We start from the raw sequence: 25,752 nt of genomic DNA on the forward strand, positions 1-25,752 counted from the left end.
ATGCCGATCGCGCTGAGCGCAGAGCTCCGCGACCTGGCCGACGTCGTCCAGCAGATCACCAGCCGCAGCGCTGATCCGGCGAGCACGAGGGATCAGTTCTCCGCCCTGGCGTCGGGAGCTCCGGCTGCGGTGTGGCCGGAGCTGGTCGACACCGGTCTGCTGAGCCTGCACCTCCCCGAACCGATCGGTGGCGGCGGGGCCGGACTGATGGAGCTGGCGGTGGTGGCCGAGGCCGCGGCTGCCGGGCTCCTCCCCGGTGCCTGGCTGCCCACCGTGCTCGCGTCCTATGCCCTGGCCCAGCTCGACGCTGAGCACAAGGCGCTGCACGCCTTCGAAGAAGGTGCCACCGGCGCGCTGGTGATGGCCGGACTGCGGATCACCCAGGAACAAGGGCGGTTCACGGTCGAGGGCACCAGCCTGCCGACGCTCGGGTTGCCCGGTGCCCAGTGGGTCGTGGTGCGTAGCGACGGCCCCGAGCCGATGTGGTTCCTGCTCGGCCCGGAAGCGCTGAGGGATGCGGTGATCGTGGATCGCGGTGTGGACCTGACCCGGTCGATCGGCCGGTTGGACGGGGCTGCGCTGGACCCTGATGCCCTGCTCCTGTTGGGCTCCGGGCAACGGCCGACGATCGATCTCGCGGTCGCTGCCCTCTTCGCGGCTGAGGCTGCCGGGGTCAGCGGCTGGGCGGTCCGGACCGGCGTCGACTACGCCACGACCCGGATCCAGTTCGACCGCCCGATCGGTGCCTTCCAAGCCACGCAGCACAAGGCCGCGCAGATGTTGGTCACCAGCGAGGTGGCGGCCACCGCGGCGTGGGATGCGGCCCGCGCCGAGACGCAGAGCCCTGTCCAGCAACAGCTTGCCGCTCATCAGGCAGCGCTGAACGCGACCTTCCCCGCCGTCGAGGTGACCCTGGAGTTGGTCACGCTGCTCGGCGGGATCGGCTTCACCTGGGAGCACGACGCGCATCTCTACTGGCGCCGCGCTCTCTCGCTCGCCGCCCTGGCCGGGACCGAGAGCGAGGTGGCCGCTCGGTTGGGTGCCGTCGCGCTCGGCGAACAGCGGGACTTCACCTTCCTCGCACCCGACGCCCTCCCGGAGTTGCGTGCCGAGGTCGGCGCGGTGCTCGATCGTGTGCAGGCCTTGCCGGCTGAGGCCCCGGTCATCGAGGTTCACGTCGACCCCGACGAGCCGGACAACGACGAGGCGGAGGCGAGCTGGCAGCGGGTCCGTCCGGGCCCGGCCGCCACCCTGCTGGCGGAGGCCGGGTTGGTGGCGCCGCACTACCCGGCGCCCTACGGCCGCGCCGCCGACGTCGAGCAGCAGGCGGTGATCGCCGACGAGTTCGCCAAGCGGGGCTTGCGGCAGCCGTCCACCGTGATCGGTGAGTGGGCTCTGCCCACGCTGCTCGAACATGGCACCGCCGAGCAGCAGGAACGCTTCGTGGCGCCCACCCTGCGCGGCGAGATCTTCTGGTGCCAGCTCTTCTCCGAACCCGGCGCCGGCTCCGACCTCGCCTCGCTGCGGACCAAAGCCACCAAGGTGGACGGCGGTTGGCGGCTTCAGGGTCAGAAGGTCTGGACGTCGGGGGCACACGAAGCGCAGTGGGGGATCTGCCTGGCTCGCTCGGACGCCTCGGCGCCGAAGCATCGCGGGATCTCCTACTTCCTCGTCGACCTGGCCTCGCCTGGCGTCGAGGTCCGTCCGCTGAAGCAGGCGACCGGTCGCCACGAGTTCAACGAGGTCTTCCTCGATGACGTCTTCGTGCCCGACGACTGCCTGGTGGGCGAACGGGAACAGGGGTGGCGGCTGGCGGCCACCACCCTGGCCAACGAGCGGTTGCAGATGGGTGGTCGGTTGACCCACGGTGGCGCGCACCGGCTGCGCGCGGTGATCGACGGCGGCGACTACGCCACCGCCGTCGAGGTCGCGCTCGCCGCTCTGGGCCGTTGTACGGCACGGGAGAACGCGCTTTCCGCGCTCAACCTGCGGGCCATCCTGGCTCGCCTCGGCGGCCTGGAGATCGGCGCGGAGATCAGCGTCGCCAAGGTCTTCAACGCTGCGGCGCAACGCCAAGGAACCGCCGATCTGCTGGGGGTGCTCGGACCTGCGGGCGCGCTCACCGCCGGCGGCCACGCCATCGACCACCTCGGGCTGCCTGCCGTGCTCTTCGGCGGCGGCACTACCGAGATTCAACTCAACGTCATCGCCCAGCGTGTGCTGGGCCTGCCCCGGGAAGGACGCTGACATGCATCCGGAACTCTCGCAGGACTCGCGGCAACTGCGTCAGCAGTTGCGTGACTACTTCGCCGAGATCATCAACGACGAGGACCGTGCGGCCCTGGTCGACCAGACCGAAGGCGGGCCGGTCTTCGACCGGATCTACCAGAAGATGGGCGCCGACGGCTGGCTAGGCCTCGGCTGGCCCGAGGAGTACGGCGGTCGTGGGGAGAACCCCGAGGCGCTCTACGTCTTCTACGACGAGGCGCTGCGTGCTGGTGCGCCGCTCTCGCTGGTCACCCTGAACACGGTGGCGCCGACCCTGATGGCGCACGGCACCCAGGCGCAGAAGGAATTCTTCCTCCCGAAGATCCTCTCCGGTGAGCTCGTCTTCGCGATCGGCTACACCGAGCCCAGCGCCGGTACCGACCTCGCGTCGTTGCAGACCCGCGCCGCGATCGACGGTGACGACCTGGTGATCAACGGCAACAAGATCTTCACCTCCGCCGGTGTCTTCGCGGACTGGATCTGGCTCGCCGTGCGGACCGACCCCGAGGCACCCCGTCACCAGGGCATCTCGGTAGTCCTGGTGCCGACCAGCTCACCCGGCTTCTCGGTCACCGAGATCCACACCGTCGGCGGGATCAGCACCTCGGCCACCTACTACGAGGACGTTCGTGTCCCGCAGAGCAACGTGGTCGGCGAGCTGAACAAGGGATGGGGTCTGATCACCAACCAGCTCAACCACGAGCGGGTCGCGTTGGCTGCGCGCAACGGGATCGCCAACGAGCTCTTCGACGAGACGTTGGCCTGGGCGAAGTCGCAGCCGGTGGGCGACGGCGTCCTGCTGGATGTGCCGTGGGTGCGTTCCACCCTGGCCGAGGTCTACGCGCTGCTCGCGGCCGCCGACCTCTACAGCCTGCGGTTGGTCGCCGACGTCGCTGCGAACACGCTGGGTGGCGGCGATTCGGCTGCCGCCAAGATCTTCGGCACGGAGGCCGTGGTCACCGCCTACGGGCGGTTGCAGGACGTACTCGGCGGCTACGGTCTGCTCCGTCCGGGGAGCACCGGCGCCGCGGTCGAGGGGCGCGTGGAGACCCTGGCCCGCCGGGCCCAGAACAACACCTTCGGCGGCGGTACCAATGAGGTGATGCGCGAGATCGTCGCGGCCAAGAGCCTCGGCATGACGCTCGCCGCCCGTCGCCGTGAAGACAACGTGCAGAAGGCAGGACGCTGATGAGCAGCCAGATGGAATTCTCGCGCGGGGAGGACCTCACCGCGCTGGCCGACCTGGCCGAACAGATCTTCACCGATCAGGCCCCGGTCGAGAAGGTCGTCGCGGTCGAGCGGTCCGAGGGCGGCTTCGACGGCAAGCTGTGGCAGACCCTGGCCGACGCCGGCCTGCTGGCCGCGGTGCTCCCGGAATCGGCTGGTGGCGGCGACATGGGCCTGCTCGGCCTCGTCGCCATCGCCGAGCAGCAGGGACGACGCGTCGCTCCGGTGCCGTTCGTGGCCGTGGTCGCCGGCGCCGCACTGCCGATCGCGGAGTTCGGAAGCGAGGCTGCGCGCAGCCGTTACCTGGACCCGCTGATCTCCGGCGAGGTGCTGGTCACCTCGGGCTTCGACGGTGTCGGCGGAGAGGCCGGGCTCCGGGGCAGCTTCGACGGCGAGACCCTGCTGGTGCAGGGAACCGCGGTCGGCGTGCCGGCGGCGGACCGTGCTGCGGCGGCGGTCCTCGGCGTCCAGTTGGCCGACGGTTCGGTCCGCGTCGCGATCGTCGACCTGGCGGCCGAGGGCGTGCGCCGGGTGCCGGTGGCGACCACCTTCCGTGGTGCGGGCGCGAATCTCGAGCTCTCAGGCGTCCGGGTCGATTCGTCGGACCTCCTCGGTGGCGACGACGTCGCGGAGTGGATCCAACAACGGTTGCGGCTCGGCCTGGCCGGCGTGCAGATCGGCGTCTGCGCCGAGGCGCTCGCCACCACCGCCGACTATGTCTCGCACCGCGAGCAGTTCGGTCGTCCGCTCTCCACCAACCAGGCGGTCGCGGTCCGTGCCGCCGACGCCTTCTTGGACACCGAGGCGATCCGGTTGACCACCACGCGCGCAGCCTGGCTACTCGACACCGGCCGGGTCCAGGAGGCCGCAGCCGCAGTCCTGGTCGCCAAGTACTGGGCGGCCCGGGGCGGCCTGCGCGCGGTCCACGCCACCCAGCACCTGCACGGTGGCATCGGCGCCGACATCGACTACCCGATCCACCGTTACTTCCTATGGGGACGGCAGCTCGCCTTCTCACTCGGCGGTGCCGACCAGATCGCTGCCGAGCTCGGCGCCGTGATCGAGCAGGCGCCGCCGATCGGAGCGCCTGCATGAGCACCGAGGTGGTCGACCACCGCGAGGCCGCGCTCGATCTTGCCGAGGCCACGCGTGAGCTGATGCTCGTCTCCGCGACCACCGACATGGGCGTCGCCGAGCTGCGCTCGGCGACCGCCCGACTCCGTGAGGTGACGCAGCTGCTCGGGCAGCGGCGTCGTCCGCGGGTGCTGCGCGGTGACTTCGACGGTCCCGCCCGGGCCCGGGCCCAGGGGCCCGAGGCCAGCCACCGGCTCTTCCCCTTCCACCCGGTCGCCTTCCCGATGGAGCTGAGCTTCGGCGAGGACTCCGCTCGCGCGTCCGTGGTGGCCAACGCCCTCTTCGAGGGTCCGACGGACACCCTGCACGGCGGCTACGTCGCGCACATCATGGACTGCATGCTCGGGACGCTGATGCAGGCCCGCAGTACCAGGGCGCTGACCGCGTCGCTGGAGCTCACCTACCACCATCGCACGCCGCTCGACGAGCCGCTGGAGCTCTTCTCCCGGATCGTCGAGATCAACGGCCGCAAGACCGTCGCCGAAGGCTGGATCGAACACAACGGCGTCCGTACCGCTGAGGCTCGCGGCCTCTTCATCGCGCTCAAGGAGGAACTCTGATGTCTTACGCATTGACCGGCCTGGAGAACAAGGTCGCGATCGTCACCGGCGCCGGGCGGATGCGCTCGATCGGCAGGTCCGTCGCCGTCGAGCTGGCCCGCGCCGGCTGCGACGTGGTGATCACCGGCACCGGCCGGTCCCCGGAGTTCTACCCCGACGACGAGAAGGAAGCGGGGTGGCGCGACATCGAGTCGGTGGCCGACGAGGTCCGCGCCCTCGGCCGCAAGGCACTGCCGATGGTTGCCGACGTCGCCTCCGAGGACGGCGTCGAGCAGCTCTTCGACGCCGTCGAGGCAGAACTCGGTCCGGCGCAGGTGCTGGTCAACAACGCTGCCGCCTCACGCGGCAACGACCGGGTCCACGTCCTGGACCTCGACGTCGCCGAGTTCGACAAGGTGATCGCGGTCAACCTGCGCGGCACCTTCTTGATGACCCGGTCCTTCGCACGGCGCACGGTTGCCCGCGACGGTGAGGGCAGCATCGTCAACATCTCCTCGATCGGCGGCAAGCTCGGCGGTCCGGGGACGGCGGCCTACTCGGCGTCCAAGGCGGGCGTGCAGTCGCTGACCTCCTCGACCGCCAAGGAGCTCGGCCGACGTGGCATCCGGGTCAACGCGCTATGCCCCGGCGTCACCGCCACCAGCCGCCTCGACGACTGGAGTCAGGACGCCTGGGACGCCTACGTGGACACGAACCTGCCGTTGGGCCGCGCCGGCGAGCCTGTCGAGGTCGCTCATGCCGCAGTCTTCCTGGCCAGTGACCAGGCGGCCTGGGTGACCGGCCAGTGCTGGAACATCGACGGTGGCCAGCTCACCATCCGCTAGGAAAGAAGCCGATGTCTAACCGCAATGACGTGATTGCCCGGCTCACTGCGCCGGGCGAAGCATTCGAGATCCGTACCGAGCTGGTGCGTGGCCACGCGATGTCGGTCTTCGCGCACCGGCATCGCTCGCTGCTGGAGCTGCTGGAGACCTCGCGGCTCTTCGGCGACGCCGAGTATCTGGTGAGCACCGAGCATCGGATCACCTTCACCGACCACTACCGGATGGTCGCGGCGTTCGCCGCCGCGCTCCGGGACCGGTACGGCGTGCGACAGGGCGATCGGGTGATGCTGCTGAGCGCCAACCGACCGGAGTGGATCATCGGGTTCTGGGCCGCGGTGAGCATCGGTGCCGTCGCGGTCGGCGGCAACTCGATGTGGGCCGCCCCCGAGGTCGCCCACGGTCTGGAGCTGACGGAACCGGTGGTGGTCGTCGCCGACGCCGCACGCCGTGAGCACCTGTCCGGTGACGCAGTGCCGGTGATCGCGATCGAGGACGAGTTCTGGGCGCTGGTCGAGGAGTTCGCCGCCGCCGAGCTGCCTGAGGTCGAGGTGGCCGAGGACGATGCCGCGGTGATCCTCTTCACCAGCGGCACCACCGGTCGCGCCAAGGGCGCCACGCACAGTCACCGCAACATGGTCGCGGCGCTCTGGTTCCATCTGCTCAACGATGCCGTCGCGGCCGAGCTCGGCCACGCACCGTCGAACCGTCGCTACCTGCTGGCGACGCCGCTGTTCCACATCGCGGCGTTGCACAACCTGGCGGTGATCCGACTGGCGATCGGCGACACCGCGGTGATCCACCTGGGCCGCTTCGACATCGATCAGGTGCTCGCCCTGATCGAGCGGGAACGGGTGACGAACTGGGGTGCGGTGCCGACGATGCTGCACCGGTTGGTCGAGGCGGACCTGAGCCGCTACGACCTCTCGTCGCTGGCCAACGTCTCGGTCAGCAGTGCGCCCTCCTCGGCGGTCCTGAAGGCCCGGCTCCGGGAGGCTGTTCCGCAAGCAGCCAAGGCGTTCGGCACGACCTACGGACTCACCGAGTCGTCGTCCGCGGCCACTTTGGCGACGCCGGCCGAGCTGAACGAGGACCCGGAGACCGTGGGCAGCGCGGTGCCGACGATGGAGGTGCGGGTCTGCGACCACGCTGACCGGCCGGTGCCGGACGGCGTCGAGGGGGAGGTGCACATCCGCGGCCCCCTGGTGATGTCGGGTTACTGGCGCAATCCCGAGGCGACCGCGGCCAGCAGTGCTGCCGACGGCTGGTTCCGGACCGGTGACCTGGGGGTGCTGAACGCAGGCAAGCTGAGGATCTGCAGCCGACGTTCGGACCTCATCCTGCGCGGTGGCGAGAACGTCTACCCGGCCGAGGTGGAGGACCAGTTGGCTCAGCTGGACGGCGTCGCCGAGTGCATCGTGCTCGGGGTACCCGACGCCGACATGGGTCAGGCGGTCGCCGCGGTGGTGGTGGCTCGCGACGGGGCCGAGCTCACCGAAGCGATGCTGCGTGACCACCTCGAGTCGCGCTTGGCGCGGTACAAGATCCCGACCCGTTGGCAGATCGGAACCGCGCCTCTGCCGCGGAACGCGACCGGGAAGGTGAACCGGCGCGACATCGAGGTGGGGTGAGACTGAGCAGGCGCTAGCTCTTACAGCGCACGAGCCACGGGTGGGTTGAGACGACCTGCCCGTGGCTGTTTCCATCCCGGGAAGAGCACCTCGGCGGTACGCCGTGCGGCGTGGACGACCATCGGTGCCACCCGGTCGAGGGGGAGGGCCTGTTTGCCGGCCAGACTGATCGCGCCGACGGCGCCGTTGGGGCCGATGATCGGTGCCGCGACGGCGGTGATCCCCATCGAGCACTGCTCGGCGGAGTCGACGGCCAGCCCGTGCTGACGGCGGATGGAGTTCAGTTGGTTGTGCAGCAACGGCAGGTCGAGGGTGCGGCGACGCTGAGTGGTGCTGACGCTGAGCAGGCTGTCCACCTTCTCCGGGACCAGGCAGGCCAACAGCGCCTTGCCGCAGACCGTGTGATCCGCCGGGAAGCGGCCACCGACCCGGCTCGGCACGGTGCCGGAGGCGGCGCCGCCGATCTTGTCCAGGTAGTGCACGCGGGCACCTTCGAGGACGCCGAGGTGGGCGACCGCTCCGGTCGCCGCGTGGAGCTCGTTGAGGGCGGTGCCGGCGGCACCGCGGACGTCGTCGTAGGTGTTGCGGGTCCGCGAGGCGAGTCCGGTGGCCCGGGTGCCGAGGCTGAAGCCTCGTGGCCCGTGCTCCAGCCAGTTGAGCTCGGTGAGCTGGCTGAGGATGCGGAACGCCGTGGATCGGGGCAGACCCGTGAAGGCGGTGACGTCCTCGAGCATCAGGAACTCCTCGCCCAGCATGAAGACATCGAGGATCTGGGTGACGCGCTCGACCACGCTAGGGCGCGGTACACGTTCGCTCTGCTCGTCCAGATAGGGCTGAGTGACGGTCATTGACGACTCCCTCCCGTTCGTTCGGAGCTCTTAACCTAGCACTTGCTTGGTTGATTGGGCAGCCCCCAATTCGTTGCTCTCATCTGATGGGAGCCGGGCTTGAATGGCGGGTTCGGCTTGGTGGGCTGTCCCCGTCAGGCAAGGTTTCCGCGCCGGGCTGCGAGAGCGGCCGGTGTCGGGTGAGGGAGAGAGGCTGGGCATTTGCGAAAAGTGCTCCGGCGGTGCGCCGAACTGGTGGCCGTCTTGTTCCTCGTCAGCTTTGGAACCTTCTGGATGGTGTCCTTGATGGACACCGATCCGGCGGTCTCCATCCTGGGCGAGGGCCACAGCGAAGCGGCCTATGCGCAGGTGCGCGATGACCTGGGTCTCAACGACCCGTTGATCACGCGATACCTGAACTGGCTCACCGACGCCCTGCAAGGCGATCTGGGCACCTCCGTGGTGCCTCCCTATACCGACATCGCCGACCGGATCGGTGCTGCCCTTCCGGTCAGCGTCGAGCTCGCGGTCCTCGGCATGGGGATGGCGCTGATCTTCTGCGTGCCCCTGGCGATGTGGTCCGCCCACCGCCAGGGCGGGCGGATCGACCGGATGGTCTCGGCCGGCACCATCGGTGTGCTGTCGATCCCGAGCTTCCTCGCCGGTCTGCTGGTGATCCTGATCTTCGCCAACACCCTGGGCTGGTTCCCGCGCGCGCAATGGTCACGGTTGGAGGACGGCGTCTGGCAGAACCTGTATCACGCCTTCCTTCCTGCGTTGACGATCGCGCTCGCCGAGACCGCGATGTTCACCCGGATCCTGCGCAACGACCTGGTGACCACCTTGCAGGACGACTTCATCCTGGCCGCGAAGGCGAAGGGGATGGGCACCGTCCACATCCTGTTCAGCGACGCCCTACGCCCGTCGTCCTTCTCGCTGATGACCCTGATGGGCATCGGTCTCGGACGGCTGATCGGCAGCACCGTGATCGTCGAGTATCTGTTCGCCCTGCCGGGTATGGGTTCGCTGGTGGTCGGCGCCGCGAACGCCGGTGACTACGTGATGGTGCAAGGCGCAGTCCTGGTGATCGCGGTCGTCTACGTCGTCACCAACGCCTTGATCGACCTCTCCTACGGCTACCTCGACCCCCGGATCAGGAGGGCACATGTCTGACGTCGTGGACCTGGCCAAGCCAGCGGCCGCTGGCAAGCCGGCCAAGAAGATTCCCGTGCTGCGCGGTCGGCCCAGCCTGCTCCGCGGTCTGCTCCCGCTGCTCCTCGGTCTGATCGTTCTCGGGGTCGCCATCGGCGCGATGGCCAACCGGGGTTGGTGGCAACTGCTCGCCTTCGTCGTCGCGTTCGCGCTGCTGCACTCGGGTGGGTCGGCGCTCGGCCGTCGCCGCTGGGGTGCCGGTTTCGACCTGACGAGTTGGCTCTGCGGCACCTGGCTGGTGCTGCTGTTGGCGGGTGCCATCTTCGTGCCGTGGCTACCACTCGGCGAGAGCCAGAACCTGGCCGCCGCCCTCGGCGAGCCGACGATGGCCCGCCCGGACCTGCTGACCAACCGCCCGCTGGGCACCAACAACTTCGGGCTCGACCTGATGGCCCGCGTGCTCTACGGCGCCCGCTCCTCGTTGGTGGTCTCCATCGGTGCGGTGCTGATCGGCATGGTGGTGGGTGGCGCGATCGGCATCCTGGCCGGCTACTTCCGCAAGACCACCGACACCGTGGTCGGGATCTTCACCAATGCGCTGCTCGCAGTGCCGCCGTTGATCCTGCTGATCGCCCTCGCCACCGTGCTGGAGCCGAGCCTGCGCAACATCGCCTTCGGGCTCTCCCTGATGGCGCTGCCGAGCATGATCCGGATGGCCCGGGCCAACACTCTCACCTTCGCGCAGCGCGAGTTCGTCCTCGCCGGCCGCTCGATGGGTGCCTCCAACATCCGGATCATGGGCCGCGAACTGCTGCCCAACGTGATGCTTCCGCTGCTCTCCTACGGCATGGTCATCGTCTCGGTGCTGATCGTGGCGGAGGCCTCGCTGAGCTTCCTCGGTCTGGGCATCCAGGCACCGGAACCCTCGTGGGGCAACATGATCGCCGAAGGTGAAGGGTCCACCTTCGAGCAGCACCCGCACATCGTGCTGGTCCCCGGTGTCGTCGTCTTCCTGACCGTCTTCTCCTTCAACCTCCTCGGCGAGCGGGCCCGCAAGCGCTTCGACTCTCGCCAGGCCCAGCTCTAGGCGAGGAGCCAGTAATGATGAATCAGACCGAGACCCCGTTGCTCGAGGTCAACGATCTGCGCACCGTATTGCACACCCCGCGCGGCGACCTCGCCGCGGTCGACGGCGTCTCCTTCCAGCTGGGGCGCGGCGAGACGCTCGGCATCGTGGGGGAGTCCGGGTCCGGCAAGTCCGTGCTCGGCCGCACCGTGATGGGGCTGCACACCACGGGACCGATGAAGACGATCACCGGTGAGGTGCTCTTCGCCGGCCGCGATGTGCAGAAGCTCGACCCGCGATCCTTGCGCCAGCTCTGGGGCTCCGAGATCGGGATGGTCTTCCAAGACCCGATGACGGCGTTGAACCCGGTCAAGCGGATCGGCGTCCACCTGACCGAGACCCTGCGCAAGCACCGCGGTCTGGGCCGCAGACCCGCCAAGGAGCGGGCGATCGAGCTGCTCAGCCTGGTCGGCATCCCCGACCCCCGTCGCCGGATCGACCAGTTCCCGCATGAGATGTCGGGGGGTATGCGGCAGCGCGTCGTGATCGCGATGGCGTTGGCCAACGATCCGGCGCTGCTGATCGCCGACGAGCCGACCACCGCGCTCGACGTCACCGTGCAGCGCCAGATCCTCGACCTGCTGGCCAAGCTGCAGGCCGAGCTGGGGATGGCGATCATCCTGATCAGCCACAACCTCGGCGTCGTTGCCGGCCGGGCCGACCGGGTCGCGGTGATGTACGGCGGCCGGATCTCGGAGACCGCCTCCGCGCGCACGCTGTTCGACTCTCCGCAACACCCCTATACCGAGGCCCTGCTGGAAGCGATCCCGCGGCTCCAGGAGCCCCCGCACCGCCGGCTGGCCGCGATCAACGGCGCGCCGCCGGACCTGATCCACCCGCCGAGCGGATGCCGGTTCGCGGCCCGTTGCCGGCACCGCCAGGACGACTGCGACCTGACCCTGCCCGAGCTGACCCCGGCCGTGCACAACGAACAGCACCACTACGCCTGCTTCCACCCGGTGAACCAAGGAGGACGATGATGGTCGAGACCGTATTGAGCGTGACCGACCTGAAGGTCGAGTTCCCGCTCGGCGGCGGCCAGAAGGTGCACGCGGTCTCCGGGGTGAGCTTCGACGTCCGGGACGGCGAGACGCTCGGCATCCTCGGAGAGTCCGGCTGCGGGAAGTCCACGGTGGGCCGTGCGGTGATGCAGTTGCCGCGCCCCACGGCCGGGTCGGTCCGGCTGCTCGACGACGAACTCACCGGCTACGCCGGGCGCAGGTTGCGCCGTCAGCGGTCGCCGATGCAGATGATCTTCCAGGACCCGGTCTCGTCGCTGAACCCGCGACGGAAGGTCAAGGACCTGGTCGCCGAAGGTCCACGGATGCGCGGCCGGTCGGTGAGCGACGAGGAGATCCGCTCGATGCTGAGCGCCGTCGGGCTCGACCCCGACGTGGTCTGGGACCGCCGACCGCACGAGCTCTCCGGTGGGCAGTGTCAGCGCCTCTGCATCGCCCGCGCCCTGATGCTCGACCCGCGGATGCTGATCTGCGACGAACCGGTCTCCAGCCTCGACGTCTCGGTGCAGGCGCAGATCCTGAACCTGCTCGAAGACACCAAGGAACGTCACCGGCTGAGCATGATCTTCATCGCCCACGATCTGGCGGTGGTGAAGAACATCAGCGACCGGATCATGGTGATGTACCTGGGCAAGGTCTGTGAGGTCGTCCCTGCGGACCGGCTCGCCGAGCATGCCCTGCACCCGTACAGCCTGCTGTTGATCGACTCGGTCCCGGAGGCCCACCTTCCCGGTGCGGACCTGGAGACCGAGCAGGTCGCCGAGCGCAACAGCGAATTGCCCTCGCCGATCGACCCGCCCTCAGGATGCCGTTTCCGCACCCGTTGTCCGCTGGCCACCGAGAGGTGTGCTGCGGAGGAGCCGGAGATGCGTGAAGCTGCTCCTGACCATTTCGTTGCCTGCCATCACGTGGAGTTGTGAATGCGTACTTTTGCTGAGATCGTCCGGTCCCGTGCCGGCGACGAGAAGGTCGGTCTGCGGTTCGAGGACCAGAGCTGGACCTGGGCCGAGGTGGTCGATGAGAGCTCGGCCCGGGCCGCGCTGCTCGCCGACCTCGTGCCGTCGCCCGCGGATCGCCAGGTGCATATCGGCGTGCTGCTGGAGAACGTCCCCGACTTCGTCTTCTGGATCGGCGCCGGCGCGATGGCCGGTGCGGTGGTGGTGGGCATCAACGCCAGCCGGAGCGGACCGGAGTTGGCCGACGACATCCGCCACGCCGATGTCGACGTGGTGATCACCGAGCAGAAGCTCGCCCACCTCGTTACCGGCACCGACCACGGGGTGCCCGAGAACCGGGTGCTCAACGTCGACAGCGACGCCTATGCCGAGCAGATCAAGGGATATCTCGGCGCGCCGCTGCCTGCGGTGACCCCGACCCCGAGCGACCTCGCCCTGCTGCTCTTCAGCTCCGGCTCGACCGGCGCCCCGAAGGCCGTCATCGTCAGCCAGGGCCGATTGGGCACCCTGACCGACACCCTCATCGACCGGGTCCGGATGCGACGTGACTCGGTGGCCTACCTGTGTATGCCGTTGTTCCACGGGAATGCCGTGATGCTCAACCTGGCAACGGCGATGGCCACCGGCGCAACGGTGGCGCTGACCCGCAAGTTCTCCGCCAGCGGCTTCGGACCTGACATCCACCGTTACGGCGCGACCTTCGTCAACTACGTGGGGCGTGCCCTCTCCTACGTGCTGGGTACTCCGCAGGACCCCCGCGACGCGACCTCCACCCTGGAGCTGGCCTTCGGCACCGAGGCCTCCGAGGTCGACGTGGCCCGATTCTCGGCCCGCTTCGGCTGCGACGTGCTGGAGGGCTACGGCCTGAGCGAAGGGGTCTTCCGGATCAACCGGACCCCGGACACCCCGAGCGGTTCGTTGGGTGTGCCGGTCGGCGTCGAGGTGCGGGTACTGGACGAGGAGACCGGCGTGGAGTGCCCGCGCGCCACCTTCGACGACCAGGGCCGGCTGCTCAATCAGGAGGCCGTCGGCCAGATGGTCGCGATCGGTGCGGCCGGCTCGTTCGAGGGGTACTACAAGAACCCCGGAGCGATGGCGGACCGGATCCGCGGCGAGGACTTCTGGTCCGGCGATCTCGCCTACCGTGACGCCGACGGGTGGTTCTGGTTCGCCGGACGCTCCTCGGACTGGCTCCGGGTCGACAGCGAGAACTTCTCCGCGGCACCGTTGGAGCGGCTCCTGCAGCGCGCCCCCGGTGTGGCGGCAGCACCGGTCTACGCGGTCCCCGACCCGAGCACCGGCGACCAGGTGATGTGTGCCGTCGAGTTGGAGGCCGGTGCGGAGTTCGACGCCGCCGCGTTCGTCGCCTTCGTCGGTGCTCAGCCGGAGATGGGGGCCAAGTGGTGGCCCCGGTTCATCCGCGTGGTGGACCGGTTGCCGCTGACCGGCAGCAACAAGGTCAGCAAGGGCCCGCTGCGGGCGGAGGGCTGGCTCTGTGCCGACCCGGTCTGGACGCGGGTCGGTCGGAGCACCGACTACGTCCTCCTCGACGACGCCGCGCGGATCGAGCTCGAGGATGCCTTCCGCAGCCACGGCCGGATCGGCCTGATGCCAGGAGCGACATCGGTTGGCTGATCGGCCCACGAGGTTCCTGATCCCGGCGATGGTGGTCCTCACCCTGATCACCGGGGTCGTCTCCTCACTGGGCGCACCGCTGGTCCCGGCGATCGCCGAGCACGAGGGGGTCCGATTGGTCAGCGCCCAGTGGGCGCTGACCGGCACCTTGTTGACGGCTGCGGTCAGTGCCCCGATCCTCGGACGGATCGGGGCTGGCCGACGCCGCAAGCCCACCATCATCGTGGTGCTGATCGTGGTGGTGATCGGCTGCCTGCTCGCTGCGCTGCCGCTCGGCTTCGGTGGCTTGGTGGCAGGCCGCGTCCTGCAGGGATTGGGCTTCGGCGTCTCGCCATTGGCGATCGCGGTGGTCCGTGACGCCTTGGACGATGAACGCGGACGGCTCGCCGCAGCCACGCTCTCGGTGGCCAACGTGGTCAGCGTCGGCGTCGGGTTCCCCGTCGCTGCCGGAGTGGCGCATCTGGTCGGCGTCAAGGGTGCTTTCGGTCTGGCCGGTGCGCTGGCGCTGGTCGCGCTCGTTGTTGCGGTGTGGACCGTGCCCGGGTCAGCGGCAGTGGTCGCCTCAGGTGTCGACTGGGTCGGCGCCGTCCTACTCGGTGCCGCCACCGTGGCGATCCTGTTGGCACTCAGCCGGTCCGGGACCTGGGGCTACACCGACCCGCGGACGGTGACGCTCAGCGGGCTGGGGCTGCTGCTGGGTGCGCTCTGCACCTGGTGGCTGCTCCGCGTGCATGCGCCATTGGTCGATCTCCGGTTGGCGTTGCGGCACGGAGTGATCGGTGCCAACGCTGCTGGGCTGCTCGCCGGGATCGGCATGTACCTGATGATGGCGATGGTCGTGGTCCTGGTCCAAGGCGGAAACGACGGCGGCTTCGGCCTCCGACATTCGCTGCCGATGGCGGGCCTGATGATGACGCCGTACGCGGCAGCCAGCGTGGTCGGCAACCGGCTCGCGCTCTGGTTGGGGCCACGGATCGGTCCGGACCTGGTGCTGCCGGTGGGCTGCCTGCTCTTCGCCTGCGCCAACCTGATCCTGGCCGGCTGGCACGACCACCTCTGGCAGGTGGCGTTGGTGATGGCGATCGGCGGTCTGGGCAGTGGGGCGACCTTCAACGCGATCCCGTGGCTGATGCTGCGGGTCGTGCCGCACCACGAGACCAGTAGTGCGCTCGGCTTCAACATGGTGATGCGGTTCGCCGGTTTCGCCACGGGCAGCGCGCTCTCGGTCGCGGTGCTGGCCCAGCACACCGACGTCACCGGGCACCCGGTCGAGTCGGGCTTCGTCGCCGGATCGCTGACCGGGGTGGTGATCTCGGTGGCGGCGGCGCTCTGCTGCCTCTTCCTGGCGCGCGCCGCGGGACGGGCGGCCGAGGTCGGCTGACCCCGGCCGCCCGCGGTGCTCAGCTCTTGTTGCCGACACCCGTGGTGTCGAGCGCGGCCACGCTGCGGGCCGCGAAGTTCTTCGCAGCCGGGCGATCCTCGAAGTACGGGCTGACCAGCTGGGCCAGCTCGTCGGTGCTGAAGGCGCCGGTCGACGAGGTGAACTTCTGCTCCACCGTCGGCGGCGCGAGCAGCGCGACCATGTCGCCGTAGACGACGAAGACCTGCCCGTTGATCTGGGCCGCGGCGTCCGAGGCCAGGTAGGAGACCATCGTGCCGACCCGCTCGGGGGCCAGGATGTCGAGGCCGCCGGCCTCCGTCGGGTCCTCGAAGACGTGGGCCGTCATCTCGGTCCGGGCCCGGGGTGCGATCGCGTTGGCGCGCACGCCGTAGCGGCTCATCCCCTGCGCGACCGAGAGGGTCAGCGCAACGATGCCGGACTTGGCCGCGGCGTAGTTCGACTGGCCCGGCCCGCCGAAGAGGAACGCCTCCGAGGCGGTGTTGACGATGCTGGCCGAGACCGGGTTGCCGGTGCTCTTGGCCTGCGCACGCCAGTGCACCGATGCCGCGTGACACAACGCCGCATGGCCCTTGAGGTGGACCCGGATGACGTCGTCCCACATCTTCTCGGTGAGGTTGAAGAGCATGCCGTCGCGAATGATTCCGGCGTTGTTCACCACGATGTCCAGCGAGCCGAGCTCAGCGACGGCGGCCTCCACCATCGTCGCGCCCAACTGCCAATCGCTGACGTCGCCCTTGACCGCGATCGCCCGCCGTCCCAGTGCTTGGATCTCGGCGACCACGGTGTCGGCAGCGTCGCCCACGTCGTTGACCACGACGTCAGCGCCTGCAACGGCCAAAGCGAGTGCCTCGGCGCGCCCGAGGCCGGCCCCGGCCCCGGTGACAACGGCTACGCGGCCGCTCAGATCGGTAGTGCCCATCGTGTTGTCGCTCCTTCTCGAATGCAGTCGTATCCCTGTCGAACCTAGGGATTCGCAGCCTCCGAGATCGGCGAGGTCCCGTCAGATGGTGGCGCGGGGATCAACTGGGTGGGACCTGGCCGACCCCGAGCCGGAATGCCCGGCAAGGTCGGAGGTCCAACCATGAGGAGGGCGCTGTGCCTATTGACCTTGCCGCCGCGATGGCGGCACCGCCGACGACGAAGACGATCAGCTGGACCACCCGCGACGTACTGCTCTACCACCTGTCGCTGGGAGCCGGCCGCGGCGCCGATCCGCAGTTGCGCTGGACCTACGAGCAGGAGCTCCAGGTGCTGCCGACCTTCGCCCTGGTGGCCGGTCAGGGGCCCTCGGCCGGCGAGCTGGCGCCGACAGCTTTGCGGCTGACCGGCTGTGACATCGACCTGCGCCGGATCCTGCACGCCGGACAGGCGGTCACTGTGCATCGTCCGTTGCCCGCGATCGGCGAGGCGACGATCACCACCCGGATCGCCGATCTGTGGGACAAGGGCAAGGCAGCGGTGATCGTGCTGGAGCACAGCGCCGTCGATCCGGCGGGGGAGTTGCTGTGGACCACCAGGATGCAGATCTGGGCTCGGGGTGAGGGCGGCTTCGGTGGTGAAGCGGGTCCGACCGAGGACGCAGCGCTGCCGGCACGGGAGCCGGACCTGGTCGTGGAGCGGGCGACCTGGCCCGACCAGGCTCTGCTCTACCGGCTCAACGGCGACCTCAATCCGTTGCACGCCGACCCGGCATTCGCACGGGCGGCGGGCTTCGAGGCCCCGATCCTGCACGGGCTCTGCTCCTACGGGATCCTGGCCGGTGCGGTGGTCGAGGAGCTGCTCGACGGCGACGCCGCCCGGTTGGCGGCGCTCGAGGTCCGCTTCGCCGGCACCCTGACGCCGGGGGAGACGCTCCGTCTCCGGATGTGGCGTGAGGCGGATCGCCTGCAGCTGTTGGCGACCTGCGTCGAACGCGACGATGCGCCGGTGCTCACGCATGCCGGCGCGCTGATCCTCTCTTAGGTTCCGTGAACAGACAGAACGGCGCCGACCCGCACTGCGGATCGGCGCCGTTCTTCATGCTCAGGTCAGCTCTTCCACGCCTTCGCGTAGAGGACCATCGAGTTGCCTGCGCCGAGGACGCCGCGCACGTTGTCGTTCCACAGCACGGTCTCGGCGTACGGACCGAAGGTCAGGAACGGCACGTCCTCGTTGACCCGCTGCTGGATCTCGTCCATCACGGCCTTCTGCTCCTCGTAGGTGGGCGCGACCTGGAACTTCTCCAGTAGAGCGTCCATCTCCGGGCTCGTCTGCGAGCCGTACAGCTGGGTACCGGTGCTGTGCAGGATCGCGAACATCTTGGGGATCGGGTCCGGCTCGCGGAACGAGTGGCCCCAGGCCGAGACGTCGTAGTCGCGGTCGACGACGACCTTGGTGATCAGGTCGGCGACGGTGCGGGTCAGCACGGTCTCCACCTCGAAACCGACAGCCTCGAGCAGAGCCTTGACGGCCAAGGCGGTCTCGCGCGACGCCGGGTCGGAGCCGTCGGTGTACTCGATCTTTCCGTCGAAACCGTCAGCCTTGGCCTCGGCCAGCAGCTTCTTGGCGGCCTCGGGGTCGTAGGCCAGGCCCTGGGTCTTGCCGTGCCAACGCGAGTACTCCGGGAAGATCGTCGGGCTGCCGCCGCCGGCGCCGCTGAAGGCACGCTCGGTCAGCAGCTGGGTGTCGATCGCCAACTGCATCGCCTTGCGGACCCGCGGGTCCGCACCCGGACGGCCTTCGCTGGCGTTGATCAGCGCGCTGTTCTGCGCAGCGGTCATGTTGACCACGCCGTGCGGGTCGTTCTTCAGCGCGTCCTCGACCTGGTTGGGCTCACGGATGAAGGCGACGTCGATCTCGCCCTTGGCCTGCGAGTCGATCGCGGTCTGGGCGTTCGGCAGGTAGACGAACTTGACGGCGTCGAGCTTCGGCTTGCCGCCCCAGTAGTCCTTGCGGGCGTCCAGGGTCAGCGACTCCTGCGGGGCCCACTTGCCGAGGGTGAACGGACCGGCGCCGACCGGCTTGAAGGTCTCGCCCGCGCCGGAGGCCTTGCCGACGATCATGCCGGGGCCGGTGGTCAGGATGCCGGGGAACTGCACCCACGGCTTGTTCAGCGTGTAGACCACGGTCGAGGCGTCGGGGGTCTCGACCGTGGTGACGTTGGCGTTCCACAATGCCGCCTCGGGGGCCGGCATCGAGGCGTACCGCTCCTGGCTGGCCTTGACCGCGGCCGAGTCCAGGGTGGAGCCGTCGGAGAAGAGCACGCCGTCGCGCAGCTTCAACGTCCAGGTGATGTTGTCCTCGGTGCTGATCCCCTCGGCCATCTGCGGCACGAAGCTCTGGTCGTTGGCGTCGTAACGCATCAGCGAGTCGTAGATGTTGAGCATCTCCGAGCCACCGGTGGTCAACGCGGCGATGGTGACGGCCGGGTCGAGCGAGCGCGGCTCGGCGAACGAGGCCATGCTCAGGGTGCCACCCTCGACGGCGTCGCCGCCCTTGTCCTTGCCGAGGAACCCCTCACGGATCGAGGAGAGGTCGACGGCGTCCTGCTTGCCACCTCCGCCGGACTCGGCGGAGGAACATCCGGCGACCAGGGCGGCCGCCAGTCCCACGGCCACAAGGGCGTGGAGTTTCGTGCTTCGGGTTCGGTTCATCCGAGCCTCCTTCGGTGCAGCCCGATCGGGCGTTGGTGGGTGGTGCGAAGTGCTGGTGCGGCTCAGGCCGGCACCTGGTCCACCGGCGCTTCGGCCGGGTAGGACGCCGGCGAGATGGCGTAGGCGTCCTTGAGGACGGCGACGAAGGTGTCGTCGTTCCAGGGGTCCGAGGGCTCGCTGAAGGCGATGCCGCGGGACCGCAGGTCAGTGATGAGCAGGTCGAAGATGATCTCTTCGGTGAGGTCGTCGGTGTGGTCGTAGTAGCGGGTCACCTCGGCAAGGTCGTCGAAGACCCGGGCGCCGTAGTGGAAGAGGAACCGCATCTCGCTTGCCGCATAGGTGCGCAGCACCTGGTCGCCGTTCTTGATCGACCAGGCGTCGTCACCCTCGGCCGCGATCACACTCTCCAGGCTGAAGCCTTCGGGGTTGGCACGTCGGTCACGGGGGCCGCTCGCCTCGCCGCGGTGGAACATCCGCGGGTTGTGGACCACGACCGCGTCGTTCCAGAACGGCGCTGGGAACCGGGCCGGTGCGGCTGCCGGGCCGTCCGGCCAATAGGTGAAGCCGCCGTCCTCGGCGCTGGGGTAGTAGTAGGTGATCACCTGGCCGGTGCGCACCTCCCAACGGTCGAAGAGGCCGGACTTCGCCATCACCGCGGAGAGCCAGACCGGCAGCTTCATCATGTCCATCCCACGCCAGGACTGGGGATCGAAGTGACCGGCGTCGAGGCTGTGGGCAGGGGCACGCAGGTTGAAGAAGAACTGGGCCGGCAGCGCGTACTTGGCGCCGAACATGCCCTTGACCAGGTTCAGCAGCTTCGAGCTGTAGAAGATGTCCTGCACCTCTTCGTGCAGAGCCACCGCCTGCTGCGCGAAGTAGCCCCGGAACGTCGGGGTGATCAGGTCGCTCAGCTTGAGGTCGGTGCGCCCCTGCTGGCCGCCGCCCGCGACCGCGAGGTACTGCTCGGCGCTGGAGAAGGTCTGCGCCGCGATCGAACTCCACGGCCCCTCCTGTCGCAGCACCGTGAAGAGCCGCTGCTGCTCGTCGTCGGTGTACATGTCGGGCACCAAACGCGGAGGAACCACGGGCGTGAAGGCCCGTCGCACTCGATCTGGATGCATCTGCCTGTCTCCTTCCAACTCACCTGGCCTGGTTCGCAACCACCGAGTGGAACGTGCGGTTGCCTTGTGGCGTCCGTCACGCTAGGCGGGCGGCGGTGCGAGCCAGGGCCAGGTTTCACTGGGTTGGATCGGAGAGCGGATCAGGCCCAGTTCGCGGGGCGCTTCTCCAAGAAAGCGCGCGAACCTTCGCGGGCATCCGGGCTCTCCAGGACCCCGGGAATGGCGGCGTTGACCCGTTCCCAGGCCTCGGCGGTCGCCAGCTCGGAGGCGTCGCGGAGCAGGCCACGGGTGACCCGGACGGCGTTGGGGCTGTTCGCGGCGACCGCGTGCGCGAGCTCCAGGGCACTGGCCAGGACGGCGTCGCCCGGCACCACCCGGTTGACCAACCCGAGCTCGTAGGCCCGTGCTGCGTTGATCGGCAACGCGGTCAGCGCCAACTCGAAGGCGACGGCGCGAGGGATCCGCAGGGGAAGGAAGGTGCCGCCGGCGCCGGCCACCAGGCCGCGGGCGACCTCGGGGAGGCCGAAGAGCGCATGGTCGGCGGCTATCACCAGGTCGCAGGCCAGGACCAGCTCGAACCCACCGGCCACGGCCGTGCCGTTGACCGCGGCGATCAGCGGCTTGGTGCTGCCCTCCTGGATCAGACGCAGGTAGGTGGCGGTCTCCGGGCGGGGCGCGGGAGAGCCCTCGGTGGAGCCGCCGACGCGGGTGAGGTCCATCCCGGCGCAGAACGCCTTCTCGCCGGTCGCCGTCAGCACGATCACCCGGACCTCAGGGTTCTCCTCGTGAGCGAGCAGGCCGTGCACGATCCCGTCGATCATCGCGGCGTTGAGCGCGTTCCGCTTCTCCGGTCGGTCCAGCGTGATCAGGCCGACGTGGCCTTCGGTGTGGTGGGTGACGGTCATCGGGTGATCTCCATGAGTTCGATCCAGTTCTGGTCAGGGTCCTCGACGGCGGCCACCCGCACGCCGGGGCCCATCGTGGTGGGGCGCATCCCGATCCGGTAGCCGGCGTCGCGGCAGGTGGCCACGACGTCGTCGAGATCGCTGATGCTGAAGGTGCAGTAACGCATGCCGCCGGCGCCGGCACGCAGACCGCCCGGCTCCGGTTCGATCTCGATCTCCCGGTCGAGCTGGACCAGCTTGAGCGTGCTGTTGCCGACGTCGAGCAGCAGTAGGCGCCCCACACCGGGGACGTTCATGTCGCCGCGCACCTCAAGGCCGAGCAGGTCACGGTAGAAGGTGAGCGAGCGTTCCACGTCGCGCACCACGATGCCCAGGTCGAGGCCGGGCTTGGTCAACTTCATCGGGTTGCCTCCAGGGCGGCGAGTCGTTGGTCGCGGACCGCCGAGCGGCGGACCTTGCCGGCGTCGTCGCGCAACGGATGCTCGACGAACTCGAAGCGGCGTGGGATCTTCGGGCCGGCCAGGTGGTCACGCAGGTGCGTGCGCAGTTCCTCCTCGGCGGAGGCGCTGTCGGTGCTGGCGTCGAGCTGGACGACGGCGTGGACGTACTGCCCGAGATCCTCGTCGGGGAGGCCGATCACCACCGCACTCTGCACCTCCGGGTGGGACTCCAGAGCGCTCTCCACCTCGGCGGGATACACGTTGACGCCCCCGGAGACGATCATGTCGGTCCGCCGGTCGGCGAGCCGGACCCAGCCGTCGGCGTCGATCGAGGCGAGGTCGCCGTAGCCGCGCCACTCGCCGGTCGCAGCGGTGCTGCCGATGTAGGTGTGGTGGCCGCTCGCCCGGGACCGGAAGACCAGCTCACCGATCTCACCGGGCGGCAACGGCAGACCGTCGGCGTCGACCACCCGGACGTCGTCGTCGGCCTGACCGATCGCACCGGGATGGTCGACCGCATCGGTGCCGGTGATCCGCAGGCCCCCTTGTTCCTCGGTACCTCCGTACCACTCGATCACCCGGTCGGGGCCGAGCCACTCCAGCCAGTGCTGCTTGAGCCAGGACTGCCAGGGTGCGCCGGTGCTGAAGAGCAGACGGAGGCTGGAGAGGTCCGCGGCCCGGCGCTGCGGCTCAGGCAGGCGCCAGATCCGGTGCGTCATGGTGGGCACCAGGAAGGCCCAGGTGACCTGGTGGCGCTCGATCAGTCCGAGCGTCTCGCCGGCGTCGAAACGCGGCGTGATCACCACGCTGCCGCCGGTCAGCAGCCCAGCGGTGGCGAAGATGAAGGGGCCTTGGTGGTAGAGCGGTCCGGGCACCAGCACGGTGTCGTCGGTGCCGATCGTGTACCGCGGCACTCTCGGGTCGACCAGGGCCGGAACGCCGGCCATGATCAGCTTCGGCAGGCCAGTACTGCCGCCGGAGCCGATCACCTTCCAGGGCTGCTCACCGGTCGGACGCGGCAGTTGGTCCAGCCGCTCGGCGGGCAGCTCGGCGCGGAGCGCAGCCGGGCTGAGGGTGGTCCAGTCGGGGTGTGGTTCGCCGATCACCACGGCGGGTTTCGCCAACGCCAGCAGGGCATCGCGTTCGCGGGCCGGTAGATGGGCGGCGAGCGGGAACGGGACGGCGTCGAGGCGCCAGGCCGCGAACGCTGCGACCAGGAAGTCGATGCTGTTGGGCAGCGCGATCGCCACCACGTCACCGGGGCCGACGCCCGCGTCGGCGAGGTGGGCCGCGGCGAGGTCGGTCGCGGCCGCGAGTTGCGGATAGCTGAGGGCGTCGTCGCCGCAGGAGATCGCGGTCCGGTCCGGGTAACTGGCGGCATGGGCGGCGAGCACGTCGCCCATCGGGATCAGGGGATCGCTCATCGGCCGAAGACCGTTCCGCCGTTGAGATGGATGACCTGCCCGTTGGCCAGCCCACCGGCCTCGGAGGAGAGCCAGACGCAGGCTTCGCCGACGTCGTCGGGGCGGCCGAGGCGGCCGATCGGGATCGAATTGATCAACCGGTCGACGCCTGGGTCTCCGGCGCGGCCGACACCTTCCATCAGGCCGAGGGCCAACGAGTTGGCGGTGATCCCGGCGGGACCGTACTCGACGCCGAGGTGGCGGATCAGGGACTCGCCACCGGCCTTCGCGGCACCGTAGGCGGCGACCCCGATCGCGAGCCCGCGGGCCGAGGCTCCCGAGGAGATCTGGATGATCCGGCCCCAACCGCGCTTGGCCTGACCGGGGATCACCAGCTGGGTAAGGCGCATCAGGGCGGCCAGGTTGAGGTCGATCTGCAACTGCCAGTCCTCGGGCGGCATCTCGGCGAACCTGTTGGGGCGGCCGCCACCTGGCGGTACCCCGGCGTTGTTGACCAGGATGTCGATCTCGAGACCGTTGACGGCGGTCTCGGCGGCAGCGGCGTCGGTGACGTCGAAGGCCAGGCCGAGGGCGTCGCCGCCGTGGTCGCGGATCTCGGCGGCGACGGCGTCGGCGCGGGCCGGACTGAGGTCGTTGACGGCGACCTTGGCGCCGGCTGCGGCCAGGCGCATGGCGATGCCGCGGCCAACGCCTTGGCCGGCCCCGGTGACCAGTGCCACGCGGCCCGCCAGTGGGCGTGCGTCGTAGGGCTCCATGGCTCTCTCCTTGATGAGTGGGTTGAGCTGATGATGCTGGCTGGGGTTGCAGGCTCCGCGCCGGGTTCCCGTCTGACGGGAGCATGCGCCCAGGTCGGGCGTGGGGATCTGCGTGTCGCCACTAGGGTCTGGGGGCGGGTGGTCCTGAGGAGGAACGATGAGCGAACCGATGGTGCGGTTGGACGACAAGGTCGCGTTGGTGACGGGGGCCGCCGTCGGCCAGGGCGCTGCGGAGGCACGGCTCTTCGTCGAGCTCGGTGCGACGGTGATCGCGACCGATATCGATGGTGCGGGCGTGGCCGCGTCGGCGGCGTCGATCGGGGCGGAGAGTTACCAGCTCGACACGTCGTCGGCAGCCGACTGGCAGCGGGTGGTGGACGCGGTGGTCGCCGACCACGGGCGGGTCGACGTGCTGGTGAACAACGCCGGGATCCTGCGGAGCGGGGAGCTCGCGGATTGGGCGGAGGAGACGCTGCGGCTGGTGCTGGACGTCAACCTGCTGGGGCCGATGCTCGGGATGCAGACGGTCGCGGCGGTGATGCCGCGCGGTGGCTCGATCGTCAACGTCTCGTCGACGGCCGGGGTGCGCGGCTACCCCGGGGCACTGCCGTACTCGGCGTCCAAGTGGGGGTTGCGCGGGGCAAGTCGCTCGGCGGCGTTGGACCTTGCTCCGCAGGGGATCCGGGTCAACTGTGTCTGTCCGGGCGCTGTGGAGACGCCGATGGTGGCGGACCGGAGCTCGGACTTCAGCCATCTGCCGATCCCGCGTCGGGGTTCTGCGGACGAGATCGCCCGGATGGTCGCTTTCCTGGCGTCGTCAGCCAGTTCCTATGCGACCGGCGCCGACTTCGTGGTGGACGGCGGTGCCACCGCCTGACGCTGCCGGGTTAGGTTCGAGGCGATGGATGAGTTGAGTCTCGGAGTCGTCGCCCTCCTCCTGGTGGCTGCCTTCGCCGCGGGGTTCGTGGACGCCGTGGTCGGTGGTGGTGGGCTGGTGCAACTGCCTGCGCTGCTGCTGGGCGTGCCGGGTGCCTCGCCGGTGCAGATCCTGGCGACCAACAAGTTGGCCTCGATCTGCGGGACGGCGACGAGTGCCGCGACCTACTACCGGCGGTTGCGACCGGACCCGCGCACCTTCGTGCCGATGATGGTGCTGGCGTTGACCGGCGCCTTCGTCGGAGCGTTGGCGGCCAGGCTGATCCCCAAAGAGGCGTTCACCCCGATCGTCCTGGCCGCGTTGATCGTGGTCGGTGCCTACGTCCTGCTCCGGCCCGACCTGGGGGAGAGCACCGAGCTGCGCTTCGAGGGGCACCGCCATGTGGTGGCCGCGATGTTGGTCGGCTTCGTGATCGGCGCTTACGACGGCGTCCTCGGCCCCGGCACCGGCAGCTTCTTCGTGATCGCCCTGGTCGGGCTGCTCGGCTACGATTTCCTGCAAGCCTCCGCCAAAGCCAAACTCGCCAACTTCGCCACCAACCTCGGTGCCCTGCTGCTCTTCATCCCTACCGGCGCCGTGATGTGGAAGCTTGGCCTGCTGATGGGCGCCGGCAACCTCCTGGGCGGCTACCTCGGCGCTCGCACCGCCGTCGCCCGTGGCGCCGGCTTCGTCCGCATCTTCTTCATCGTCGTGGTCGGTGCGTTCGTGGTGCGGCTGGGTGGTGAGGTCATCGGGGTGTGGTGATCGAGCCCCTGTTGATCGAGCTTGTCGAGATCAAGT

Annotated in this window: 23 protein-coding genes; 15 read left to right on the plus strand and 8 right to left on the minus strand. The window is 69.4% G+C overall.

Annotated elements, in window-relative coordinates; translation table 11 throughout:
* From ACLM5J_RS12960 to ACLM5J_RS12985, 6 genes are read left to right on the plus strand one after another with little or no spacing between them, the layout of a single operon-like run.
* On the plus strand, positions 1-2,247 hold the full coding sequence (locus ACLM5J_RS12960) for an acyl-CoA dehydrogenase family protein (protein ID WP_413656836.1): 2,247 nt from the start codon (positions 1-3) through the stop codon (positions 2,245-2,247).
* A 1-nt stretch (position 2,248) separates the two neighbouring features.
* Entirely contained in the window at positions 2,249-3,457 is a 1,209-nt protein-coding gene (locus tag ACLM5J_RS12965) for an acyl-CoA dehydrogenase family protein (RefSeq protein ID WP_413656837.1), read from the plus strand.
* Positions 3,457-4,590: an acyl-CoA dehydrogenase family protein gene (locus tag ACLM5J_RS12970; protein ID WP_413656838.1), complete on the plus strand. Its 1,134-nt coding sequence runs from the start codon at positions 3,457-3,459 to the stop codon at positions 4,588-4,590. The genes ACLM5J_RS12965 and ACLM5J_RS12970 overlap by 1 nt, the downstream gene beginning before the upstream one ends.
* Positions 4,587-5,189 carry a PaaI family thioesterase gene (locus ACLM5J_RS12975; RefSeq protein ID WP_413656839.1) on the plus strand — a complete coding sequence of 201 codons (603 nt, stop codon included), beginning with the start codon at positions 4,587-4,589 and terminating at the stop codon, positions 5,187-5,189. Before ACLM5J_RS12970 ends, ACLM5J_RS12975 begins: the two co-directional genes overlap by 4 nt.
* Positions 5,189-6,013, plus strand: coding sequence for an SDR family NAD(P)-dependent oxidoreductase (locus ACLM5J_RS12980; RefSeq protein WP_413656840.1), 825 nt, complete (start codon positions 5,189-5,191; stop codon positions 6,011-6,013). Before ACLM5J_RS12975 ends, ACLM5J_RS12980 begins: the two co-directional genes overlap by 1 nt.
* An 11-nt stretch (positions 6,014-6,024) precedes the next feature.
* Complete coding sequence (locus ACLM5J_RS12985; protein WP_413656841.1) at positions 6,025-7,641, plus strand: class I adenylate-forming enzyme family protein; 1,617 nt, start codon at positions 6,025-6,027, stop codon at positions 7,639-7,641.
* 20 nt (positions 7,642-7,661) lie between these two features.
* Here the strand turns inward: ACLM5J_RS12985 and ACLM5J_RS12990 are convergent, their stop codons facing one another.
* The gene (locus tag ACLM5J_RS12990; protein ID WP_413656842.1) at positions 7,662-8,489 is read right to left on the minus strand and encodes an IclR family transcriptional regulator; all 828 of its coding nucleotides are present in this window, start codon (positions 8,487-8,489) and stop codon (positions 7,662-7,664) included.
* Between the two features lie 210 nt (positions 8,490-8,699).
* Here ACLM5J_RS12990 and ACLM5J_RS12995 point away from each other — a divergent pair, with 210 nt between their 5' ends.
* The 6 genes from ACLM5J_RS12995 to ACLM5J_RS13020 are packed head-to-tail and all read left to right on the plus strand — an operon-like array spanning position 8,700 to position 15,737.
* Complete coding sequence (locus ACLM5J_RS12995; RefSeq protein WP_413656902.1) at positions 8,700-9,641, plus strand: ABC transporter permease; 942 nt, start codon at positions 8,700-8,702, stop codon at positions 9,639-9,641.
* On the plus strand, positions 9,634-10,707 hold the full coding sequence (locus tag ACLM5J_RS13000) for an ABC transporter permease (protein WP_413656843.1): 1,074 nt from the start codon (positions 9,634-9,636) through the stop codon (positions 10,705-10,707). The genes ACLM5J_RS12995 and ACLM5J_RS13000 overlap by 8 nt, the downstream gene beginning before the upstream one ends.
* Positions 10,708-10,724: 17 nt before the next feature.
* Entirely contained in the window at positions 10,725-11,726 is a 1,002-nt protein-coding gene (locus ACLM5J_RS13005; RefSeq protein WP_413656844.1) for an ABC transporter ATP-binding protein, read from the plus strand.
* Positions 11,726-12,685 carry an ABC transporter ATP-binding protein gene (locus tag ACLM5J_RS13010; protein WP_413656845.1) on the plus strand — a complete coding sequence of 320 codons (960 nt, stop codon included), beginning with the start codon at positions 11,726-11,728 and terminating at the stop codon, positions 12,683-12,685. Before ACLM5J_RS13005 ends, ACLM5J_RS13010 begins: the two co-directional genes overlap by 1 nt.
* The gene (locus tag ACLM5J_RS13015; protein ID WP_413656846.1) at positions 12,686-14,356 is read left to right on the plus strand and encodes an AMP-binding protein; all 1,671 of its coding nucleotides are present in this window, start codon (positions 12,686-12,688) and stop codon (positions 14,354-14,356) included.
* Positions 14,349-15,737: an MFS transporter gene (locus tag ACLM5J_RS13020; protein ID WP_413656847.1), complete on the plus strand. Its 1,389-nt coding sequence runs from the start codon at positions 14,349-14,351 to the stop codon at positions 15,735-15,737. The genes ACLM5J_RS13015 and ACLM5J_RS13020 overlap by 8 nt, the downstream gene beginning before the upstream one ends.
* A gap of 19 nt (positions 15,738-15,756) precedes the next feature.
* On the opposite strand, the gene ACLM5J_RS13025 is transcribed toward ACLM5J_RS13020, so the two are convergent.
* Positions 15,757-16,677 carry an SDR family NAD(P)-dependent oxidoreductase gene (locus tag ACLM5J_RS13025; RefSeq protein ID WP_413656848.1) on the minus strand — a complete coding sequence of 307 codons (921 nt, stop codon included), beginning with the start codon at positions 16,675-16,677 and terminating at the stop codon, positions 15,757-15,759.
* Positions 16,678-16,853: 176 nt separating this feature from the next.
* Between ACLM5J_RS13025 and ACLM5J_RS13030 the strand changes: the two genes are divergently transcribed.
* Positions 16,854-17,720: a MaoC/PaaZ C-terminal domain-containing protein gene (locus ACLM5J_RS13030; protein ID WP_413656849.1), complete on the plus strand. Its 867-nt coding sequence runs from the start codon at positions 16,854-16,856 to the stop codon at positions 17,718-17,720.
* A gap of 65 nt (positions 17,721-17,785) precedes the next feature.
* Here ACLM5J_RS13030 and ACLM5J_RS13035 read toward each other — a convergent pair whose 3' ends face one another.
* The 6 genes from ACLM5J_RS13035 to ACLM5J_RS13060 form a co-directional block, all read right to left on the minus strand.
* The gene (locus ACLM5J_RS13035) at positions 17,786-19,390 is read right to left on the minus strand and encodes an ABC transporter substrate-binding protein (RefSeq protein WP_413656850.1); all 1,605 of its coding nucleotides are present in this window, start codon (positions 19,388-19,390) and stop codon (positions 17,786-17,788) included.
* Between the two features lie 62 nt (positions 19,391-19,452).
* On the minus strand, positions 19,453-20,511 hold the full coding sequence (locus tag ACLM5J_RS13040) for a hypothetical protein (protein WP_413656851.1): 1,059 nt from the start codon (positions 20,509-20,511) through the stop codon (positions 19,453-19,455).
* A 140-nt stretch (positions 20,512-20,651) separates the two neighbouring features.
* On the minus strand, positions 20,652-21,416 hold the full coding sequence (locus tag ACLM5J_RS13045; protein ID WP_413656852.1) for an enoyl-CoA hydratase/isomerase family protein: 765 nt from the start codon (positions 21,414-21,416) through the stop codon (positions 20,652-20,654).
* Positions 21,413-21,817 (minus strand): VOC family protein, encoded by a 405-nt coding sequence (locus ACLM5J_RS13050; protein WP_413656853.1) that lies wholly within the window; start codon positions 21,815-21,817, stop codon positions 21,413-21,415. Before ACLM5J_RS13050 ends, ACLM5J_RS13045 begins: the two co-directional genes overlap by 4 nt.
* The gene (locus ACLM5J_RS13055) at positions 21,814-23,280 is read right to left on the minus strand and encodes an AMP-binding protein (protein WP_413656854.1); all 1,467 of its coding nucleotides are present in this window, start codon (positions 23,278-23,280) and stop codon (positions 21,814-21,816) included. The genes ACLM5J_RS13050 and ACLM5J_RS13055 overlap by 4 nt, the downstream gene beginning before the upstream one ends.
* On the minus strand, positions 23,277-24,035 hold the full coding sequence (locus ACLM5J_RS13060) for an SDR family NAD(P)-dependent oxidoreductase (RefSeq protein WP_413656855.1): 759 nt from the start codon (positions 24,033-24,035) through the stop codon (positions 23,277-23,279). Before ACLM5J_RS13060 ends, ACLM5J_RS13055 begins: the two co-directional genes overlap by 4 nt.
* Before the next feature lie 157 nt (positions 24,036-24,192).
* Between ACLM5J_RS13060 and ACLM5J_RS13065 the strand changes: the two genes are divergently transcribed.
* Together ACLM5J_RS13065 and ACLM5J_RS13070 are read left to right on the plus strand one after the other, a co-directional pair.
* A complete protein-coding gene (locus ACLM5J_RS13065) occupies positions 24,193-24,912 on the plus strand; it encodes an SDR family NAD(P)-dependent oxidoreductase (protein ID WP_413656856.1) in 720 nt (239 codons plus the stop codon).
* 24 nt (positions 24,913-24,936) lie between these two features.
* Positions 24,937-25,716, plus strand: a complete 780-nt coding sequence (locus ACLM5J_RS13070) for a TSUP family transporter (RefSeq protein WP_413656857.1) — start codon at positions 24,937-24,939, stop codon at positions 25,714-25,716.
* Positions 25,717-25,752 lie beyond the last annotated feature (36 nt).

Origin of the sequence: Nocardioides sp. Bht2 (assembly GCF_047308515.1) — a bacterium.
Lineage (GTDB): Bacteria > Actinomycetota > Actinomycetes > Propionibacteriales > Nocardioidaceae > Nocardioides.

What these genes read in the sequence shown, in the direction of transcription:
- ACLM5J_RS13065 (WP_413656856.1), top strand. Translation starts at nt 24,193, where the DNA reads ATGAGCGAACCGATGGTGCGGTTGGACGACAAGGTCGCGTTGGTGACG.
- ACLM5J_RS13010 (WP_413656845.1), top strand. Translation starts at nt 11,726, where the DNA reads ATGGTCGAGACCGTATTGAGCGTGACCGACCTGAAGGTCGAGTTCCCG.
- ACLM5J_RS13070 (WP_413656857.1), top strand. Translation starts at nt 24,937, where the DNA reads ATGGATGAGTTGAGTCTCGGAGTCGTCGCCCTCCTCCTGGTGGCTGCC.
- ACLM5J_RS13000 (WP_413656843.1), top strand. Translation starts at nt 9,634, where the DNA reads ATGTCTGACGTCGTGGACCTGGCCAAGCCAGCGGCCGCTGGCAAGCCG.
- ACLM5J_RS13060 (WP_413656855.1), bottom strand. Translation starts at nt 24,035, where the DNA reads ATGGAGCCCTACGACGCACGCCCACTGGCGGGCCGCGTGGCACTGGTC.
- ACLM5J_RS13050 (WP_413656853.1), bottom strand. Translation starts at nt 21,817, where the DNA reads ATGAAGTTGACCAAGCCCGGCCTCGACCTGGGCATCGTGGTGCGCGAC.
- ACLM5J_RS12975 (WP_413656839.1), top strand. Translation starts at nt 4,587, where the DNA reads ATGAGCACCGAGGTGGTCGACCACCGCGAGGCCGCGCTCGATCTTGCC.
- ACLM5J_RS12960 (WP_413656836.1), top strand. Translation starts at nt 1, where the DNA reads ATGCCGATCGCGCTGAGCGCAGAGCTCCGCGACCTGGCCGACGTCGTC.
- ACLM5J_RS13055 (WP_413656854.1), bottom strand. Translation starts at nt 23,280, where the DNA reads ATGAGCGATCCCCTGATCCCGATGGGCGACGTGCTCGCCGCCCATGCC.
- ACLM5J_RS12990 (WP_413656842.1), bottom strand. Translation starts at nt 8,489, where the DNA reads ATGACCGTCACTCAGCCCTATCTGGACGAGCAGAGCGAACGTGTACCG.
- ACLM5J_RS12965 (WP_413656837.1), top strand. Translation starts at nt 2,249, where the DNA reads ATGCATCCGGAACTCTCGCAGGACTCGCGGCAACTGCGTCAGCAGTTG.
- ACLM5J_RS13005 (WP_413656844.1), top strand. Translation starts at nt 10,725, where the DNA reads ATGAATCAGACCGAGACCCCGTTGCTCGAGGTCAACGATCTGCGCACC.
- ACLM5J_RS12985 (WP_413656841.1), top strand. Translation starts at nt 6,025, where the DNA reads ATGTCTAACCGCAATGACGTGATTGCCCGGCTCACTGCGCCGGGCGAA.
- ACLM5J_RS13045 (WP_413656852.1), bottom strand. Translation starts at nt 21,416, where the DNA reads ATGACCGTCACCCACCACACCGAAGGCCACGTCGGCCTGATCACGCTG.
- ACLM5J_RS12970 (WP_413656838.1), top strand. Translation starts at nt 3,457, where the DNA reads ATGAGCAGCCAGATGGAATTCTCGCGCGGGGAGGACCTCACCGCGCTG.
- ACLM5J_RS13040 (WP_413656851.1), bottom strand. Translation starts at nt 20,511, where the DNA reads ATGCATCCAGATCGAGTGCGACGGGCCTTCACGCCCGTGGTTCCTCCG.
- ACLM5J_RS13025 (WP_413656848.1), bottom strand. Translation starts at nt 16,677, where the DNA reads ATGGGCACTACCGATCTGAGCGGCCGCGTAGCCGTTGTCACCGGGGCC.
- ACLM5J_RS12980 (WP_413656840.1), top strand. Translation starts at nt 5,189, where the DNA reads ATGTCTTACGCATTGACCGGCCTGGAGAACAAGGTCGCGATCGTCACC.
- ACLM5J_RS13015 (WP_413656846.1), top strand. Translation starts at nt 12,686, where the DNA reads ATGCGTACTTTTGCTGAGATCGTCCGGTCCCGTGCCGGCGACGAGAAG.
- ACLM5J_RS13035 (WP_413656850.1), bottom strand. Translation starts at nt 19,390, where the DNA reads ATGAACCGAACCCGAAGCACGAAACTCCACGCCCTTGTGGCCGTGGGA.